Consider the following 18,343-nt stretch of genomic DNA (forward strand, 5'->3'; position numbering starts at 1 on the left):
GCAAGAATATTAAAAACACTTTCTAAACATAAATAAAATTTAAAATTATGATGGAACGCCGTGTGCGGTGAAAGTCGCATGCACGGTGTGGAGCAGGGGAAAAGGTAGAGATAAATTCAAAGCCTTACCTATTGCTATATAATAGAGATACGTATATAACTGTCACTCCTGCATCAGGGTATCACATACCAGGTGAAATGGAAGAGAAAGTATTCATAGTATTGATGAAGATAATGAAGGATAAAGGAATGCCTCAAAAATTTTGGGTTACATTAAGTGAATTAAAAAAAGAATTGGGATTAAATACAAATAGAGCTAATGAACTTATAAAAAAAAGTTTATTGAGAATAGCGAATACTTTTTATAGTTTTAAAAATACTATGTATTTTAATGAATTAAAATCGGTTTTGAAAGAAGAAATAACAAGATCTATTTTTGAGTTAGATATTGTTAGTTTAGAAAGAAAAGAAAATGCTGAAATCAAAGCTCAAATAAACGATAAAAGAATTAAAGAAATTTATCAAATAAAAATATCAGATTTTTTTTATAAAAATATATTAGCAAAAGGATATTTAGTTTATGATGCTGCAGTTTTATTAGATATAGAATCAAGTACTGCTAGAACAATATATATGTTAATTGAAAAACTTAGATTTAATGAGATTTATTTAAAAATAGATGTTATGTATTTAATTAAAAGAATTCCATTAAAATATGATAAGAGCAACATTGGAAGGACTGTAAAAACTTTGATCAAAAGCTTTCAAGAGTTAAAAGATAAAGCTTTAATAAAGAATTTTATTTTGGAAAAAGAAGGAACTTGGGAAACTGCTGAAGTTGAGGTCTTTTTTTATGATTTTACTGTTCAAGATAAACAACAGAGATTTTTTGATGATTTAAATGAATTTAGACATTTAAGTCAAAGCCAGTTATTAGTTAGTCATATGGAAAATAAAGATTTACAGGATGATAATGCTGAAAATTTAAAAGAATTTATAGTTGTTACATCAGAAATGATAGAAGAAGTTTTAAAATTAATGCCTATAAAAGCAAGAAGTTTAAAAACAATGCCTAAGACAATAAAAGATGCTATTGAAAATTATGGATTAGAAAAAGTTCAAAAAGTTGCGGTATATATGAAAAAGAATAAAGTTGACAAAGTAAGAGCATATTTTATTAAAGCTTTAGAAAATAATTGGACAAAAGATGAAGAAAATGTAGTTATGGCTGAAAAAAAAGAAGAGTTTGAATTATTTAATACAAATAAATTAGAAGTTAAAGAAAATCAACTTGAAGATAAAACAACAAGAAAATCTTTAGAGAAATTTAATAAGTTATCAGAGGAAGAAAAATTAAAAATAGAAAAAAATGCATATGAGTATTACATAAAAAAATGTGGACAGGATACAAAAATTCAAAAAATTGCATTTAAAGCTGGAAAAACAACCATAATATGTGATTATTTAGAAGAAAAAAGATATTTTGAAAAAAAAATTGAAGTAAGTATAGAAGAAATAATCCCATTTAATGAGGATAAAAAGAGATTAAATTTAACAGAAGTTTATAAATCAATAAATGAAAAAATAACTTTTTATTCAGGATTATTAAATATGGACTCTGATCAGGAGATGTTATTGAGATTAGAAGTAGGCAAAGAGATTTTATTGAAAAAAAAATTAGAGAATCTTTTAGAAGAAGATATTATAGAAATGGTTAGATTAGTTGTTTTTAGAATAAATAATGAAAAAAATAAATAATATTTGGAGATAAAATGACATTAAAATTAGAAAAAGAGATTATTGAATTTTCCCCTTATAATGAACAAGAAAAATTAGATAAAAGTATTTTGTTGAATTTATTAAAAGATGAGAAAAATATTTTTTCAAGAGAAAATAAAACATGTCATTTTACAGCGTCCTCTTGGATTATAAATGAAGAAAAAACAAAAGTTTTGATGGTTTATCATAATATATATGACTCATGGTCTTGGACAGGTGGTCATGCTGATAAGGAAACAGATTTATTAAAAGTCGCTATAATGGAAGCTAAAGAAGAAACAGGATTAGAAAATATTAAAATATTGTTAGATGATATATTTTCTATAGAAATATTAACAGTAGATGGACATATGAAAAATGGGAAGTATATATCATCACATTTGCACTTAAATATTACTTATTTGTTAGAAGCAAGAGAAACAGATATACTTTTTATAAAAGAAGATGAAAATAGTGGTGTATGTTGGATAGATATAGAAGAAAGTGAAAAAATTTCAAAAGAAGAAAAGATGAAAGTTATTTACAAAAAATTGAATGAAAAATTAAAAAAATATCTTCGGTCATGACCGAAGATATTTTTGTTAAATTTCACAAATTAATCTAGAATTAATCTGAGGATTTACATTAACTCCGAAAGTTTTTAGATAATCAATAACAATATCTTCTACACTAGAGTAGTAATTAATGTTTTCTCCTTGAATCAAAGAGATATATTCTTCTCCACCTAATGACATAAAATCTGTTATAGCAATATTATAGTAATTTTCTAAAACGATAGAATTATTTTTTATATAAATCTCATTAACTCTTTTGTATGGTTGATTATTGGGGTTAAAAACGACTCTCATACCAGAAACTTGAGCCATTGCACCCAAAGGTTCAGGAAAAGCTTTTAAACCATTTTCAAGAGCTTCTTTTAAATTACTTCCTTTTATTTTTTTTGTAACAATATGATTATTAAAAGGAATTGATTTAAATATATCTTCAATTGTAATATCTCCTTGAGAGATAGATTCTCTAATGCTCCCACCATTAATAAGAACAGCATCAGAATTTGTTTTCCAGAGAATAGCATCAGTTATAAGTTGTGTTAAATTTGTTTCTTGGCATCTAACAGATTCTCGGTCACCAATTAAAGGAAATTTTGAATGAGCTATAGTTGTTTTACCAATAGAGCTTTGTGTATTTTGTATATCTGTAATCATATTTTCAATATAAAGATTACTTTTATAGGAATCCAAATCATTTGAATTCATTAATTTATATTTCCATTTATTTTTTTTATCGTTTAACTTTAATTGAATAATAGCAATATTTTTATTATAATTTCCAGATTGACTGATTAATGTGTTATTTATTATACATTTTTCTTTTATTTCAGTATGACTATGTCCATCAAGAATTATATCAATTTTGGAGAATTTATTAGCTAAATTAAAACTTTGATTAATATTTTCGGTACTTTTATCACATCCAAGATGAGTTATTCCCACAAATAAATCAATATTTTTATTTTCTAAACTATTTAAAAGATTTTTAACAGATTCTTCAGGATTTGTAAATTCTAAGTTTATTATATTTTTTGAATTTGTTTTATAATAAGTTTCAGGAGTAAGAAGTCCAAAAAAACATATATTAAATTCATTAAAAGTGACAATATCATATGGAAGAATATTGGTATTATTATTTTTATCAACTAGATTTAAAGCTAATGTCTTATAGGTCTGTAAATTTATAAGTGACTTTAAATGATTGAAACCATAATTAAAATCATGATTACCTATAGTTACATAATCAAATTTAAGAGCATTAAAAAGACTAATAATAGATTTACCTTTAGAAAAATTTGCAAAAGGAGTACCATGAAGTGTATCTCCAGAATCAACTAAGAAAACTTTACCATTTTTATTATTATTACGTAAAGATTCTAAAAAAGTAAATAGCTTAGAAAAACTAATGCTGTTATTTTCACCATTAACTCTTCCATGAATATCATTGAGATGTACAAAAGTTAAATCATAATTGGTATTATCAAAAATCATAATGCCTCCTAAAAAATGGTATTCATTCAGTTTATCACATAATTTATAAAAATGATATATGCTTCTTGATTTTTATAAATAAATTTTGTTAAGATATAACTGTAAAATAAATTTAAAAGGATGTAAAATTAATGAAAATAATAATAGATGCAGATGCATGTCCTGTAACAGATATAGCTGTTAAAGTAGCTAAAGAGAAAAAAATACAATGTTTAATAATATGTGATAATGCTCATAAAATAATAAGAGATGGAGCTGAAACAATAGTTGTTTCTCAAGGTGCAGATGCAGTGGATTTTGCTATTGTATCTAAGACTGACAAGAAAGACATAGTAGTTACCCAAGACTATGGACTAGCTTCAATTATTTTGTCTAAAGAAGCTTATGCAATAAACCAAGATGGATTGATTTACAGTAAATTTAATATAGAAAGTTTACTTTTCAGCAGACATATGTCTCAGAAAATGAGAAATGCAGGGAAAAGAACGAAAGGTCCAAAGAAAAGAACTGTGGATCAGAATAAAGATTTTGAAAAAAATCTATTAAAACTTTTAGAAGATATAAATAAATAGTTTGATTGAGGAGGAAGAATGGATATTAATCAATGTAAAAATTGTGGAAATGAATTAGAAAAAATTGGAAATGAGTATATTTGTAAAAATTGTAATAAAAGATATACGAGAAAAGCTTATTGTCCAAAAGATGGAATTGAACTTGAAAAATTAGCTGCATGTGGATCAATAAGCTATTGGTGTAACAAATGTAATGAATTAAAATCAAGAAAAGATGTTATTTATAAATTAGAAGAAGTAAAATAGAGGTTTAAGGGGAAACTATGGAGATAGAAGAGTTAGAAGAAAAATTAGAGAAAATATCATTGGGCTGTGAGAAATGTAAGGCTAAAATGTGTAGTATTTGTCCTAATGGACAGATAAAAAAGACAATTAGAAATAAATTAAAAATATTAAATCCATCTTTAAAAAAAGAGAAGAATTTAATAAAAAAAATAAAAGATTTTCTTACAAAAATTAAAACGAGGAAATAATTTTAATTATTTCCTCATTTATTTTAAAGTTAAATATTATCTTTAATAAGCTTTAACATTTGTTGTTTTGTCATAGCTCCTGGAATGGCAGTTTTTATTTCACCATCTTTTCCAATGATATATGTAGTTGGAAAAGCCCTAATTTTGAAGTTATCAAAATAGATGCCAGTTTTATCAAAAACTGTGGGAAAAGAATAGTTATTTTCTTGTAAAAAATATTTAATTTCATCAATATTTTTATCTTGCCCATTTGGATTTTCTTCCGTAACAGGATTTGCTATTCCTAGTATAATAACATCATTTTTATTTTCTCCAAGTTCTTTATAAAGTTCTTCAATGGTTGGCATTTCTTCTTTGCAAGGTGGACACCAAGTAGCCCAAAAATTTAGAAAAACAACCTTACCTTTATAGTCAGATAAGATATGTTCATTACCATATTGGTCCAATAAACGATAACTATCTTTAGTTAAGATGGTTTCTGTATTATTACTAATTGAACCATTGAGCGTTGATGGAATAAAATAATTGGATAATTGATTCGTATATCCAAAAAATGTAAGTGTACCTATAATTACTAAAAATCCTCCAGCAATTTTAACTGTGTACTTTAAAAAATTTTGCTTAGATTTAAAAAAGTTTAATAAGGTTGTTGTAAATAATCCTATTAATAAAAAAGGTATAACAAAACCCAACGAATAAATAAATATTAATAAATTTCCAATATTATTATCTTTTAAAGTAGCTGCTAAAATTAAAACTGAAGAAAGAATTGGTCCAACACAGGGAGTCCAAGCAAAACTAAATGTGAAGCCAGTTATAAATGCTACAAAAGGCGTTATTTTTTTATCACTATAAGCAATTCTTTTTTCTTTGTATAAAGGATTCAATTTAATTATTCCAAGTTGAAATAAACCTAGAATAACAATAATAACTCCACCTATTTTAGAGATTATATCTTTTTGACTAAATGCAAAATTACCAATTGTAGTAAAAGAAATTCCTAAAATAAAAAATGAAATTGAAATACCAAATATAAAAAATAGAGTATTAAAAAAAACTTTCTTTTGATTATAGCTAATATTTCCATAACAGTCACTTTTTTTTCCATTCCCAGCTAAAAAACTAAAATAAATAGGAATTATAGGTATTACACATGGAGAGAAAAAAGAGAGAAATCCTCCTAAAAAAGTTAAAAAATAAAAAAGTAATCCAACTTCCATAGTAAACTCCTTTATATTTAATTAATATCAAAAGAATACAGTATTTTTTATAGAAAAGCAAGACAATAAAAAGTTGATATTATTGTAATACCAACTTTTCACGCAGACATAGTATAAATATATTCTAAAATTTTCTTAAATCTTCATAATTTACATTCCAATTTTTAGAAAAAAGTATTTACTTTAATTCATTTTTGAATAGTCCCATATTGATAGTATCGTAATACCTACCATATCTATACAATTCTTTTCTATTTCTTCCTTCCTCTTTAAAACCTACAGCTTCGTAGCATCTTCTACCAGCTTCATTAAATTCAAAATAATTTAATTTAATCTTATGAATATTCATTTCTTCAAATAAAAATTTACAAAGAACTCTCAAAGTATCAGAGCCAAAACCATGTCCGTGATATTCTTTACCAATCCATAATCCAATTGTGGCTACACTGTTTTTTCTATCTAGACTATTTATTCCACATCCTCCAATATATTCATTAGTTTCAAGGGATTCAATTGCAAAATTAAAAAGTTCTCCATTAGGAGCTTGATTTTTATCCATAAAGTTTTTTTGAAATTCATAAGACAATGGAAAAATAGTTCCAATTGATAGAGTGTCTCTTAGATTGTCTTCTTCAATTAACTTTAAAACTCTTTCAACTTCATTTGAATTATAAGCTCTAAGCTTGATTTTTTTACCTTTAAACATAATAAATCCCCTCCATTTTGAGATATTGACATTTATATTACCTTTAATTTATTGAAAAGTCAAATATTTTTTCTATTTCTTAATACTAGAGAACTAGTCGCATGTTCATTTATATTTTATATAACAAAATAACTTTATATTTATTTTATATAATTTTATTAGAAGGGAAAATTTGCTATTATTATTGTATACAAAATTCGAGTTTTTTAGATAAAATGGAGGTAGAATTGGATCACAAAGAGAGAGAAAAAAAATTAAAAGAAAAACTAAAAAATTATACAATGGATGAATTACTTGATTTAGTTATACTAGGATTAAAGCAAGATATGATAGATAAAAAAATGGATGAGCAAGAAAAAGCTTGCTAAGATTAAAATAATATACAAAAAGCTTAGATTTCTATCTAAGCTTTTTATTTTACAAAGTGTTATGTATTATTGACAAATAATATACAATTAATGTATTATTTAGATAATTATATTTTAGGGAGGGCTGTATGAAATTTATTTTTAATCATTTTAATATTAATGTTTTAAATCTTGAAAAAAGTATAGAATTTTATGAAAAAGCTTTAGGACTAAAGGAAGTAAGAAGAAAAGAAGCGACAGATGGTAGCTATGTCTTAGTTTATATGGGAGATGGAGAAACAGGATTTACTATTGAGCTTACATGGTTAAGAGATAGAGAAGAGGCTTATGATTTAGGGGATGAGGAGTTTCATTTGGCTTTCGTAACAGATAACTATGAAGAGGCATATAAAAAGCATAGTGAAATGGGATGTATTTGTTATGAAAATACAGCTATGGGAATTTATTTTATCAATGATCCAGATGGATATTGGTTAGAAGTTATTCCACCAAGAAAATAAATAAATAACAAGGAGAAGAAGTTTTTTCTCCTTTTTTATTATAGTAGATTTTTAAAAATTATCAAGATGAAAATTAGAGGAGATATTAATTATGAAAAATTTGAAAATATATTATATTTATCACAGTTGTTTTGTGGTTGAAACAAAAAATTATCTCATAGTTTTTGATTATTTTAAAAAATCTTTAAAAAATAGGGATGATGATATATCGTTAGATGAAAAAATTTTAAATACTAAAAAGAAAGTATTAGTTTTTTCATCTCATAGTCATTATGATCATTTTAATAAAGAAATTTTTTCTTGGAAAAATAAATTTGGAATAATTGAATATGTTTTAAGTAGCGATATAGTTTTTAATAATGAATTACAAAATTGTCATAAAATTTGTGAGGATGAAGTTCTTTATATAAGTGGAGTAAAAATAAAAGCGTATGGATCCACAGATTTAGGGGTTTCTTTTTTAGTTGAAATAGATGGAGTGAAGATACTTCACTCAGGGGACTTAAATTGGTGGTATTGGAAAGATGATACACCAGATGAGGAAAAACATATGAAAGAATATTATCAAAAAATTATTGAACAAATTAGAATAAATAATAGTATTGATATAGCATTTTTTCCAGTAGACCCTAGATTAGAGGAGTTTTGTTATTTAGGTGGAGAATATTTTGCTGAAAAAGTGAAACCTAAAATAATGATACCAATGCATTTTGATGAAAATTTTTATATATGTAAAGAATTTAAAGAAAAAATCGTGAGATTTAATGTAGAAGGAGCTCTAATAGAAAAAACTAACTTTTTACTAAAATTGAAAACCAATATTTAGATATCAGTTTAACAAAATCCTAGCCTTGACTTTTATAAAAAAATAAAGTAGATAAATACTAATTAAAATTTTGTAAAAATACAAGGAGGGGCTTATGAATTTTTCAATTGATGATTTAGGTTTTTTAATTAGTTTTAATATGATTGGAACATTGGCAATTGGTTTAATTTCACTGTATATAGGATTATACATAAAAAATCACTCTAAATTTTTTAATAAATTTGGAATTCCAGCACCAGTTATTGGAGGAATATTATTTGCAATAATACATCTAATTATAAGGCAATTAGGAATTGGAACAATAAAATATGACACAACTTTGCAAGATCCGTTTATGGTAGTGTTTTTTACAACGATTGGAATAGGTTCATCAATTGCAGCACTAAAAAAAGGTGGAAAGCTTTTAGTTATATTTTGGCTATTAAGTGGTGTAATGACATTTATGCAGACTGTTATAGGAGTTGGAGTGGCCAAAGTAACGAATATTCATCCTTTATATGGAGTTTTAGCTGGTTCTGTTTCTATGAGTGGGGGGCATGGATCTGCTGGAGCTTTTGGAAAAACGGTTGAACAATTAGGTGTTATGGGAGCAAGTACAATGGCTCTTTCGTCAGCAACATTTGGTTTATTAGCTGGGGGATTATTGGGAGCACCACTAGCACTATATTTGATAAGAAAAAATAATTTAAAAGCAGTAAACATAGTTGGAAAGGACGACGTTAATTTTGAAGAGAAATTTTCATATCAAAATATAACAGCTGATGAATTATTAAAGCATATAGCTGTACTTTCAATAATAATGATGATAGGAACTAGTTTTTCATCTATGCTAAAATTATATTTTGATTTAGCTCTTCCATCTTATGTTGGCGCAATGTTTGTTGCAATAATTTTTAATAATTTAAATGTAAAATATAATTTCATTAACTTAAATAGAAATTTAATTGATATTTTAGGAATAACTTCTTTAAATATATTCCTATCAATGGCCTTAATTTCTCTAAGATTGTGGGAACTAGCTTCTTTAGCTGTACCAATGTTTTTAATTTTATTTGCTCAAGTTTTATTTATGGCATTTTTTACGAGTCAGATTGTATTTAAGGCAATGGGGAAAGATTATGATGCAGCTGTAATGGTTTCAGGAATGTGTGGTTCAGGGCTAGGAGCTACAACAAATGCAATGCTAAATATGGGTGAGATATCGGAAAGACATGGGTATACAGCTAACCCTTATTTAATAGTAACGTTAACAGGAGCATTTTTAATAGATATATTTCAAATGCCTGTAATTATTGGTGCAATAAATATGTTTAAATAAATTTAGATATCGAAGTGTATTAAAAACAAAAAAATTATATCAGTTGCAAAAATACGATACCATAAACACTTTAATGGATATAAATTGTAAATAAAAAACGTAATGAGAACATAGTTTAAAAATTGTATCCGAAATAAAAACAATTGTTGACATAAATTTACGAATATGGTATTATTAATTGAAACCGATGATTAAGTAAATTTAATACCCCCCAAAAATTTATTTAAATCTTTTTATTTTAACACTCCCCCGTGTTATAAAAACCTTCCTTTTCCCCAAAAGGAAGGTTTTTTATTTTTAACTTTTAAGTATAAAAGGAAAAATTATAATAATAAGAATATAAAGATATAATAAAATATAGATTAGGAGGTTTTTATGAAAACTTTAAGAGTATTTTTAATTTTAGGAGCATTAACTTTTGGATTAAGTTCATGTTCTTCATTAGATATGGAAACAGCAGGGGCATCAAAAACATCAAGTCAAGAATATTAGTAAGATATAAGAATAATAATAGAGAAAAAGTTGAAGAAATATTTACTTCAACTTTTTTTGTTATTATTTTTTTATAAAAAAATAAAATAAAAATTGATTTTCAAATTTAAAAATAGTATTATCTTATAAAATAGATTTGGGGAGGGTAATGATGAAAAAGTTATTTATTATTATTTTTGCATTGGGATTGGTAATTTTGGGAGGATGTGGAGAAAAAGAGAGCAAAGAAAAAGAAAAATTAATATTTGCTCAGTTAAGTGATCCTAAAACTTTAGACCCACAAAATTCAACTGATAATTATTCTCAGGTAGCTATCACACAAATATACGATAGACTATTTGAAATAGATGAAAAAAATGGAACTCCAGTTCCAAGTTTAGTTGAAAGCTATAAAAAAATTAATGATAATATTTTAGAAATAGTATTAAAAAAGGGTGTAAAATTTACAAATGGAGATGATTTAACCGCTGAAGATGTTAAGTTTACATTGGAAAGAGCTAAGGAAAATCCTAAGGTTGCCCATCTTTATAAGATGATTAAAGATATAAAAGTTTTAACTGATAATAAGTTAGAGATTATTACAGAAGAACCTTTTGCTCCTCTTTTAAATCATTTAAGTCATAAATCATCATCAATTATTAATAAAAAAGAGTTTTTAAAAAATTCAGAAAACTATTTTAACAACCCTATAGCAACAGGGCCATATAAAGTACAAAATTGGGCATTAGGAGATAGTATAACTTTAATTTCAAATGAAAGTTATTATAAAGGAAGTCCTAAAATAAAAACTGTTATAATAAAAGCAGTTCCTGAAGAAAATAGTAGAGTTATTGGTCTAGAAACAGGTGAAATTGATATGTCATTAGATATTCCTGTGATTTCGTGGGAGGAGTTGGAAAAAACTGGAAAAGCTAAAGTTTATTCAGCTCCTTCCACAACGACAGGCTACGTAGGTTTAAATACAAAATCACCAGCTTTATCAAATAAACTTTTGAGACAAATTATAGCTATGGCTATTGACAAAGAGAGTATTGTTGATACTATATATTTAGGAAAAACAAAAATTGCTAATCAATTTTTAGCACCACCAGTTTTTGGATATAATAAAGATGCTTCACCTCAAGAATATAATATTGAAAAAGCACAACAACTTTTGGAAGAAAATGGACTAGTTGGAACTAAATTAAAAATATCTGTAAGTAGCCCAGAAAGAGTTCAAGTGGCAACAATAATACAAGATCAATTAAAAAGGATAGGTATAGATTTAGACATTGAGCTTCTAGAATGGGGTGCTTTTTTATCTCAAACAGGGTCAGGCAATACAGATATGTTTATTATGGGATGGGGACCATCAACATACGATGGTGATTATGGGTATTATCCAAATATTCACACTAGTCAAATGGGAAGTAATGGGAATAGGGCGTTTTATTCAAATCCAAAGATAGATAATCTTTTAGAATTAGCTAGAAAAGAGAATAACACAGAAAAGCGAAAGGAGTATTATAAAGAGATTCAAGAGATTTTAAATGAAGATGTTCCTTTAATTCCTTTATATCATGGAAATGTTGTTTATGGAGTTAATACTAATCTAAAAAATGTTGAAGCAACAGGATATCCAGAGTTTTATAAATATGAATTTTAGTTTTGGGGAGGAAGTAATGGATACAATTAAATTATTAGAAAAATTGTCAAATTTACACGGAGCACCAGGTCATGAACAAGAAGTTTTAGAATTTATAAAAGATAATATGAAAGGTTATATTTGTGAGAAAGATTCTATAAATAATCTTTATATAAAAACGAATACAGAACGAGATAAACCTGTTGTAGCGTTAGATTGTCATAGTGATGAAGTTGGTTTTATAGTAGAAGGAATTAAAGCCAATGGAACTATAACATTTTTACCCTTAGGAGGATGGCATATAACGAATATTCCAGCACATTCAGTTATTATAAGAAATTTTAAAGGAGAGTATATAACGGGAGTTGTATCATCTAAACCACCTCACTTTATGACAGCAGAAGAAAAGCAAAGATTGCCTAAAATGGAAGAATTAGTTATAGATATTGGAACTAGTTCATATGAAGAAACTGTAGAGTTATATGGAATAGAAGTTGGAAATCCAATAACGCCAGACGTAACATTTTCATATGATGAAAAAATAGAAGTTGTTAGAGGAAAAGCTTTTGACAATAGACTTGGATGTGCTATTGTAATGGAAATTATGAAAGAGATAAAGTCTAAAGAATTAAAAGTAGGAGCAGTAGGAGTAGTAAGTGCTCAAGAAGAGGTTGGGTTAAGAGGGGCTCAGGTAGCCGCAAATACAGTAAGACCTGATTTTGCAATTATTTTTGAAGGCTCACCTGCAGACGATACATTTAAAGATGCTTTTTCATCAAAAGGTGCTATAGGAAAAGGGGTACAACTTAGAGTTTTAGATGCAGGAATGGTTTCAAATCCTAGGGTTCAAGAATTTGTAAAAAATATTGCAATTAAAAATAATATTCCATTTCAAGTTATAGCAAGAAGTGGTGGAAGTACAAATGGAGGTAAATATCATATAGCTGAAAAAAGTATCCCAACAGTTGTTATTGGAATTCCAACAAGATATATTCATACCCATTATACATATGCATCAGTAAAAGATTATAAGAATGCAATCTCTTTGGGAAGAAAGATATTAGAAGAATTATCAAAAGATATAATAAAAAGTTTTTAAATATATAAAAAAAATGTCAAGAAGTTATCTTGACATTTTTTTTGTTATAGTAAATTTAGAAGAGATTAGTCAATAATTTTAAGACCAAGTTCTCTAGCAATTATAGTTGCAGCAACTTCAGCAACTTCTCCTGTAAAAGAAACACATTGATTTTTATGTTCTTTTGCTCCCATATCCATTCCATGAGTTAAAATTTTGCAACATAAAACTTTATGATTTTTTCTAAACTCTTCTTGTAACTCGTAAGCTAGTTCAAGATTTTTATTAACTTTAGTATCTCCGCCTTTAGTTCTTCCAAAAAAATAACTAATTGCCATTACTCCCCCACTAACAGCTCCACAAACACATTTAGACTTACCAATACCAACTGGAAATCCTGAGGCAACAGCAATTAAGGCCTCTGGCATTTCAGGAGCAATATTATTTCTAATAGAGTTAACTATTGCTTCTGAGCAGAAAAAATCTCCTACTCTATACGCTTCTTCTGCATCAAATTTTATTTTTTTAACACTTATTTCTTTGTTCATTGTTTTCACTCCTTGTTTTACAAATTTGTTTGTTTATTTTAACATTAATATAAAAAAGTAGCAAAACAATATTAGAAAACTACTCTACAATTTTCCTATATCCACTTTTTATAAAAAATATAGATGATACTACAAGCATGATAAGCTCATTAACAGGGGCAGATAACCAAATTCCTTTTGTATTGAAAATTCCTGGTAAAAGAAATAATAAAATATTAATAAAAATAAGACCTCTTAAAATACTTAAAATACTTGATATAAAAGCATCTTCTACAGCTGTAAAATATGAACTAATAATAATATTAATTCCCATTAAGATATATGTAAAACTATAGTATATAACAGCTTCTTTAGTTAAAATAAATAGTTCTTTATTTTCTTTTATAAAAATAGAAACTAATTCATTGGCAAACATATTTATAATGAAAAAGAAAAATATTCCTAAAGAAAAAACCGTAATTGTTCCTATTTTTAATATTTTTAAAACTCTTCTATTAGACTGAGCACCGTAGTTAAAGCTTATAATAGGTTGTAGCCCTTGAGAAAATCCAATCATTGTCATAGTAACAAGAGTGGATATATAACTGATAACACTAAAAGCGGAGATTCCGTCATTTCCAATTATGGCCATTATATTTATATTGAAAGCCATTATAACTACACCAGTAGCCATCTCAGTTAAAAATTCAGAAGAACCATTATATAAAATAGATCCGACTATTTTTAGATTAAATTTAGTAAAAGTGTATCTCAATTTTTTAGCCTTAAATAAGAGATAATATCCTAACATTAAAGCTGTTGTCATTTGAGCAGCTCCAGTAGCAATAGCTGCACCCTTAATTCCCATATCCAGTATAACTATTAAAAAATAATCTAAAACAATATTCATAATAGCTCCACCCAATATACAAAGTAAAGAGTAATTAGGGCTTCCTTCTATTCTTACAAAACTTTCAAAACCGTACGAAAGCATATAAAAAAGAGTAAAGAAAGACAAATAAAACAGATAGGTTGTAGCCTCTTCCAAAATAATATCATTAGCTCCTAAAATTCTAACAACTTTTTCAGGAAAAATTATTCCAATCAAACTTAAGATTGAGCTAAAAACCATAAAAAGTTGTAGAGATGTACTATAAGATTTTAGAGCTTTTTTATCTTCTCCAGATCCAAGTTGAATAGCAATCATAGTAGAACTCCCAACTGCAACCATTATGCCAATAGCAAAAGAAAAATTAACATAAGGCATAACGATATTTACAGCAGCTAAACTTTTAGCTCCTAAGAATTTACCAATAAATATTCCATCCACTATTGTGTATAAAGAGAAGATCCACATGGTCAGAATAGAAGGAGCTCCATATTTAAAAATAAGTTTAAAAAGATTTTCATTTAATAATTTTTTTTGCATAAAAATCGCCTCCAACTATATTATAAACTCTAGAATAGTTCTAGAGTCAACTCTTTAATAAAATAAAAAAGTAGTGTATAATATTTATGAGGTGAGCTTATGAAAAAATATTACTCTATAGGAGAAATAAGTAAAATATACAATATAAGCGTTGATACATTAAGACATTATGAAAAAATAAAACTTTTAGAACCAGCTTTTAGAAAAAGTACAGGGTATAGATATTATTCAAGTGAACAGATTTGGAAATTGAATAATATAAGAAATTTAAGAGGATTGGGACTGGGATTAGAAGCTATAAAAGGTTTCTTGGAAACAAGAAGTGTTAATTCTACAGAAAAAGTTTTAGATTCACAGTTAGAAATTGTAGAAAGAGAATTAGAAAAATTTAGTAGATTAAAAGAAGAGTTATTGATTAAAAAAGCTAATTTAGAATATTTTAAAAATAACATATCTTTTGGAGTTCCACAATTAAAAAATATATCTAAGAGAAGAATTATAAAATCTAAAGGTCGTGTCAAAGATGATGGTGATATTGATTTTAAAATAAAACTTTTGAGTATAAAAACTCTTTCAGAAAATGATTTTTTGTTTACAGAAAATGAGTTTGGAGGAACTCTAAGTAGAGAAAATTTTTCGAAAAAAAGATATGATACTTATGAAGAAATTTTTGTAATAAATAACGAAGGAACAGAAGAGGGAGAGGAAATTGAAGCTGGGGATTATGTATCTATTTATTATAGAGGATACTATTCAGAAAATTATAGATATTATGAAAAAGCTAAGCGTTTTATCAAAGAAAATGAATTAAGTATTACTGGAGATATTTTTGAAATTTTTCATATAGATATACATACTACAGAAAATTCAGAAGAATATATAACTGAAATACAAATTCCTGTAAAAAAGCTATAGATTATTTGTTTTCTAAATAAAATATAAATGTTATAATCAAATAGGGTGATATGATGGGAAAAATGACAAAGGCTATAAGTAAAGAAGAGATAGATACTATTTTAGGATCAATAAAGATAAAACAAGATGTAAGAAATGCTTTATTAGTAGAATTAAATACAGGACTTAGAATTCAAGATATAGCTAGACTTAGATATAATGATATTCAATTTGGAAAATTAGAAATAATTGAGAAAAAAACAAAAAAGCCCCAAATTACAAGAATAAATATGGAGTTAGTTGAATATCTTTTTAAAAATAGAACTAGAGAGGATAATTTTATATTTGCCTCAAATGAAAAAGAAGTAAAAGCTTTTGTAAGAAAAGTACAAGATCAAATATTAAAAGCGTGTGATTATGAAAATATTGATAGTACTTTTATAAGTACGCATAGTTTTAGAAAATCTTTTGCTACATTAGCATATAATGAAACCAAAGACATTATGTTTGTACAACAACTACTAAATCATTCAAGTGTTTCTGTTACTCAGAAATATATTAGAGTAAATAAAGAGAAAGCTGACGATTATAGAGGAAAACAAAGGTTAGGATTTTAAATATTATATTATCATCACAGATAGAAAAATTGCTAGATGAGACTACCATAGTGATAAGGGTGCTACCAGAAAATAGTGTAATAAATTTTATCGCCCTATAAAGCTAAGGCTAAAACGATTATTAAAGTAAATTAATTTTTGGTTATTTACAAATAAAAAAGTCCATAGAAAATAACTCTATGGGCTTTTTTATATGATAATAAATTATTTTTTACCGTAAAGTAAAACTTCAGATTTATTGCTAGGAAGTTGAGTTGCTTTTACTTCAGTAAATCCAAATGTTTTAAATGTATCAATGTGTTTTAAAACTTCTTTTACAGATATTTTATCTCCAATTTTTAGAGTGTAATAAACTGTATGAATGCTCGGTCTTATAGACATGAATCTTTTAAGTTGGCCTAGAATAAGTGATGGTAAAACATTAACATCAGATACTAGGAGATGGCATGGTCTAGGAATATCAGAATCCTGAACTTTTTGCATAGGTTCCTTTATATGAGTAAACATAGGATTTTTTAAAAGATCTTCATTCATAAGAGCATTGTCTACTCCATAAACTCTGAACCCTCTTTCTACCATAGCATAACTTGCTCCACCTGGAGCTGAACCTAATTCAAGGACAGTTTCATTTTTACTACAATCATAGTTTGACCAGATTAAAGCTTCAGCTATTTTTAAATAAGCTCTAGATGGAGCTGATTTAGGAAGGGTTAGATTAGGATTTGCACCTGGAACAAGCCAAGAACATCTGTAAGCTTTTCTCATTCCTAACCAATATTCACCTTCTTTAACTTCTAATACATCTAAAATAGTATCTCCAATACTTGCAAATTTTCCTGAAGATTCACCATTTACGAAAGAAAATTTATGAATTGTATCAATAGAATATTTTTTTATCTCATTTTCTAGGTTATTTTTATCAACCTTTCCTAAAGATATTCCATATGCTCTTGCAAAAACTAAATTTAGCTTACTGTTGAGATTCAAAGCTCCACTATTATCTTTAAAAGTTATATAACCAGGTCTAGAATAAGCAAAGCTTAACTCAGGATATTTAATAGCTACCTCTTCTTTTAATAATTTTTCACTTCCAATATTAACAATTGTATAAATAAACATTAATCACTCCTAAAAATTACTATATCTTTTTTGACATAATAATATAGCATTTTCTTCAAAAAATCTCAAGATTGAAATTGTTATAATGAAAAATTATTATTTTACTTCGAAACTAAAAAAGCTCTTAGAAATAATTCTAAGAGCAAATTTTAAAATTCTTTTAATAGATTTAAAATTTCTATAATTTTTTTATTTTTTAAACTATAATGAACCCATCCGCCATCTTTTTTTGCGTTTAAAATTTCAGCATCTTTTAAAATCTTTAAATGTTGAGATAAATTAGATTGTCCGATATTAAAAGTTTCCTGTATTTTACAAACACACAAACCTTCATTTTTTATTAATAATTTTATAATACCAAGTCTTAAGGGATGAGCTAAAGCCTTTAAAATTGTAATCTCTTTTTCCATTAGTTAAACTCCTTTTGATGCTAATAAAAATTTCATAGTTATATAATAATATAAGAATTAAAAGAAAGTCAATACTTAATTAAAAGAGAGCAATTTTATCAAAACGCCCTGAGAAAACCTCTTCCTCTATTAGGTGGAGGATGAATCAGGGCAATCTTTTTAGTTTTTCAGATTAAAATATTTAGAAATTATGGTATAATATAATAATAATAAAATTTAAAAAATGGAGGTGAAATCTATGAAGACATATAACTTAGCTTTTAAATATAAGATATATCCTAATGAAACTCAAGCAAATACAATTAATCAAACTTTTGGTTGTACTAGGCTTGTATATAACAGATTCTTAG

At 26.3% G+C, this 18,343-nt stretch carries 21 protein-coding genes; 14 read left to right on the plus strand and 7 right to left on the minus strand.

Translation table 11 applies throughout. The features are described from left to right. The first annotated feature begins 197 nt into the window (after positions 1 to 197). Complete coding sequence (locus ACRC8M_RS10965) at positions 198 to 1,757, plus strand: hypothetical protein (protein ID WP_438529157.1); 1,560 nt, start codon at positions 198 to 200, stop codon at positions 1,755 to 1,757. A gap of 14 nt (positions 1,758 to 1,771) precedes the next feature. Beyond that, on the plus strand, positions 1,772 to 2,344 hold the full coding sequence (locus tag ACRC8M_RS10970; RefSeq protein ID WP_438529158.1) for an NUDIX hydrolase: 573 nt from the start codon (positions 1,772 to 1,774) through the stop codon (positions 2,342 to 2,344). Between the two features lie 15 nt (positions 2,345 to 2,359). Here the strand turns inward: ACRC8M_RS10970 and ACRC8M_RS10975 are convergent, their stop codons facing one another. Continuing rightward, positions 2,360 to 3,820 (minus strand): bifunctional metallophosphatase/5'-nucleotidase, encoded by a 1,461-nt coding sequence (locus tag ACRC8M_RS10975; RefSeq protein ID WP_438529159.1) that lies wholly within the window; start codon positions 3,818 to 3,820, stop codon positions 2,360 to 2,362. 131 nt (positions 3,821 to 3,951) lie between these two features. Between ACRC8M_RS10975 and ACRC8M_RS10980 the strand changes: the two genes are divergently transcribed. The 3 genes from ACRC8M_RS10980 to ACRC8M_RS10990 are packed head-to-tail and all read left to right on the plus strand — an operon-like array spanning position 3,952 to position 4,865. Further along, positions 3,952 to 4,392, plus strand: a complete 441-nt coding sequence (locus tag ACRC8M_RS10980; RefSeq protein ID WP_438529160.1) for a YaiI/YqxD family protein — start codon at positions 3,952 to 3,954, stop codon at positions 4,390 to 4,392. Positions 4,393 to 4,410: 18 nt separating this feature from the next. Then, a complete protein-coding gene (locus tag ACRC8M_RS10985) occupies positions 4,411 to 4,638 on the plus strand; it encodes a zinc ribbon domain-containing protein (RefSeq protein WP_438529161.1) in 228 nt (75 codons plus the stop codon). A 17-nt stretch (positions 4,639 to 4,655) separates the two neighbouring features. Next, positions 4,656 to 4,865 (plus strand): hypothetical protein, encoded by a 210-nt coding sequence (locus tag ACRC8M_RS10990; protein WP_438529162.1) that lies wholly within the window; start codon positions 4,656 to 4,658, stop codon positions 4,863 to 4,865. A gap of 29 nt (positions 4,866 to 4,894) precedes the next feature. Here ACRC8M_RS10990 and ACRC8M_RS10995 read toward each other — a convergent pair whose 3' ends face one another. Both ACRC8M_RS10995 and ACRC8M_RS11000 read right to left on the minus strand, forming a co-directional pair. Beyond that, the gene (locus ACRC8M_RS10995) at positions 4,895 to 6,085 is read right to left on the minus strand and encodes a redoxin domain-containing protein (RefSeq protein WP_438529163.1); all 1,191 of its coding nucleotides are present in this window, start codon (positions 6,083 to 6,085) and stop codon (positions 4,895 to 4,897) included. A gap of 178 nt (positions 6,086 to 6,263) precedes the next feature. Continuing rightward, positions 6,264 to 6,791 (minus strand): GNAT family N-acetyltransferase, encoded by a 528-nt coding sequence (locus ACRC8M_RS11000; RefSeq protein WP_438529164.1) that lies wholly within the window; start codon positions 6,789 to 6,791, stop codon positions 6,264 to 6,266. Between the two features lie 227 nt (positions 6,792 to 7,018). Between ACRC8M_RS11000 and ACRC8M_RS11005 the strand changes: the two genes are divergently transcribed. From ACRC8M_RS11005 to ACRC8M_RS11030, 6 genes are all read left to right on the plus strand, one after another. Then, positions 7,019 to 7,159: a hypothetical protein gene (locus ACRC8M_RS11005; protein WP_438529165.1), complete on the plus strand. Its 141-nt coding sequence runs from the start codon at positions 7,019 to 7,021 to the stop codon at positions 7,157 to 7,159. Positions 7,160 to 7,287: 128 nt separating this feature from the next. Next, complete coding sequence (locus ACRC8M_RS11010; protein WP_438529166.1) at positions 7,288 to 7,659, plus strand: VOC family protein; 372 nt, start codon at positions 7,288 to 7,290, stop codon at positions 7,657 to 7,659. Positions 7,660 to 7,750: 91 nt separating this feature from the next. Then, on the plus strand, positions 7,751 to 8,485 hold the full coding sequence (locus tag ACRC8M_RS11015; RefSeq protein ID WP_438529167.1) for an MBL fold metallo-hydrolase: 735 nt from the start codon (positions 7,751 to 7,753) through the stop codon (positions 8,483 to 8,485). Between the two features lie 94 nt (positions 8,486 to 8,579). Further along, the gene (gltS, locus tag ACRC8M_RS11020) at positions 8,580 to 9,803 is read left to right on the plus strand and encodes a sodium/glutamate symporter (RefSeq protein ID WP_438529168.1); all 1,224 of its coding nucleotides are present in this window, start codon (positions 8,580 to 8,582) and stop codon (positions 9,801 to 9,803) included. Between the two features lie 643 nt (positions 9,804 to 10,446). Beyond that, complete coding sequence (locus tag ACRC8M_RS11025; RefSeq protein ID WP_438529169.1) at positions 10,447 to 11,940, plus strand: ABC transporter substrate-binding protein; 1,494 nt, start codon at positions 10,447 to 10,449, stop codon at positions 11,938 to 11,940. Between the two features lie 16 nt (positions 11,941 to 11,956). Then, on the plus strand, positions 11,957 to 13,018 hold the full coding sequence (locus tag ACRC8M_RS11030) for a M42 family metallopeptidase (RefSeq protein WP_438529170.1): 1,062 nt from the start codon (positions 11,957 to 11,959) through the stop codon (positions 13,016 to 13,018). A 65-nt stretch (positions 13,019 to 13,083) separates the two neighbouring features. Here the strand turns inward: ACRC8M_RS11030 and ACRC8M_RS11035 are convergent, their stop codons facing one another. Next, positions 13,084 to 13,545 carry a C-GCAxxG-C-C family (seleno)protein gene (locus ACRC8M_RS11035; protein ID WP_438529171.1) on the minus strand — a complete coding sequence of 154 codons (462 nt, stop codon included), beginning with the start codon at positions 13,543 to 13,545 and terminating at the stop codon, positions 13,084 to 13,086. A gap of 79 nt (positions 13,546 to 13,624) precedes the next feature. Further along, on the minus strand, positions 13,625 to 14,953 hold the full coding sequence (locus ACRC8M_RS11040) for an MATE family efflux transporter (RefSeq protein WP_438529172.1): 1,329 nt from the start codon (positions 14,951 to 14,953) through the stop codon (positions 13,625 to 13,627). A gap of 99 nt (positions 14,954 to 15,052) precedes the next feature. On the opposite strand from ACRC8M_RS11040, the gene ACRC8M_RS11045 reads away from it, so the two are divergent. Together ACRC8M_RS11045 and ACRC8M_RS11050 are read left to right on the plus strand one after the other, a co-directional pair. Then, the gene (locus ACRC8M_RS11045; protein WP_023051482.1) at positions 15,053 to 15,868 is read left to right on the plus strand and encodes a MerR family transcriptional regulator; all 816 of its coding nucleotides are present in this window, start codon (positions 15,053 to 15,055) and stop codon (positions 15,866 to 15,868) included. A 53-nt stretch (positions 15,869 to 15,921) separates the two neighbouring features. Then, positions 15,922 to 16,464 (plus strand): tyrosine-type recombinase/integrase, encoded by a 543-nt coding sequence (locus ACRC8M_RS11050; protein ID WP_023051483.1) that lies wholly within the window; start codon positions 15,922 to 15,924, stop codon positions 16,462 to 16,464. Between the two features lie 204 nt (positions 16,465 to 16,668). On the opposite strand, the gene ACRC8M_RS11055 is transcribed toward ACRC8M_RS11050, so the two are convergent. Next, positions 16,669 to 17,583 carry an SAM-dependent methyltransferase gene (locus ACRC8M_RS11055; protein WP_438529173.1) on the minus strand — a complete coding sequence of 305 codons (915 nt, stop codon included), beginning with the start codon at positions 17,581 to 17,583 and terminating at the stop codon, positions 16,669 to 16,671. 149 nt (positions 17,584 to 17,732) lie between these two features. After that, positions 17,733 to 17,993 carry an ArsR/SmtB family transcription factor gene (locus ACRC8M_RS11060; RefSeq protein WP_438529174.1) on the minus strand — a complete coding sequence of 87 codons (261 nt, stop codon included), beginning with the start codon at positions 17,991 to 17,993 and terminating at the stop codon, positions 17,733 to 17,735. 238 nt (positions 17,994 to 18,231) lie between these two features. On the opposite strand from ACRC8M_RS11060, the gene ACRC8M_RS11065 reads away from it, so the two are divergent. Then, a partial coding sequence (locus ACRC8M_RS11065) for a helix-turn-helix domain-containing protein (RefSeq protein WP_438529175.1) occupies positions 18,232 to 18,343 on the plus strand: 112 nt, incomplete at its 3' end.

The organism is Cetobacterium sp., assembly GCF_051653945.1.
In the GTDB taxonomy this organism is placed as follows: domain Bacteria; phylum Fusobacteriota; class Fusobacteriia; order Fusobacteriales; family Fusobacteriaceae; genus Cetobacterium_A.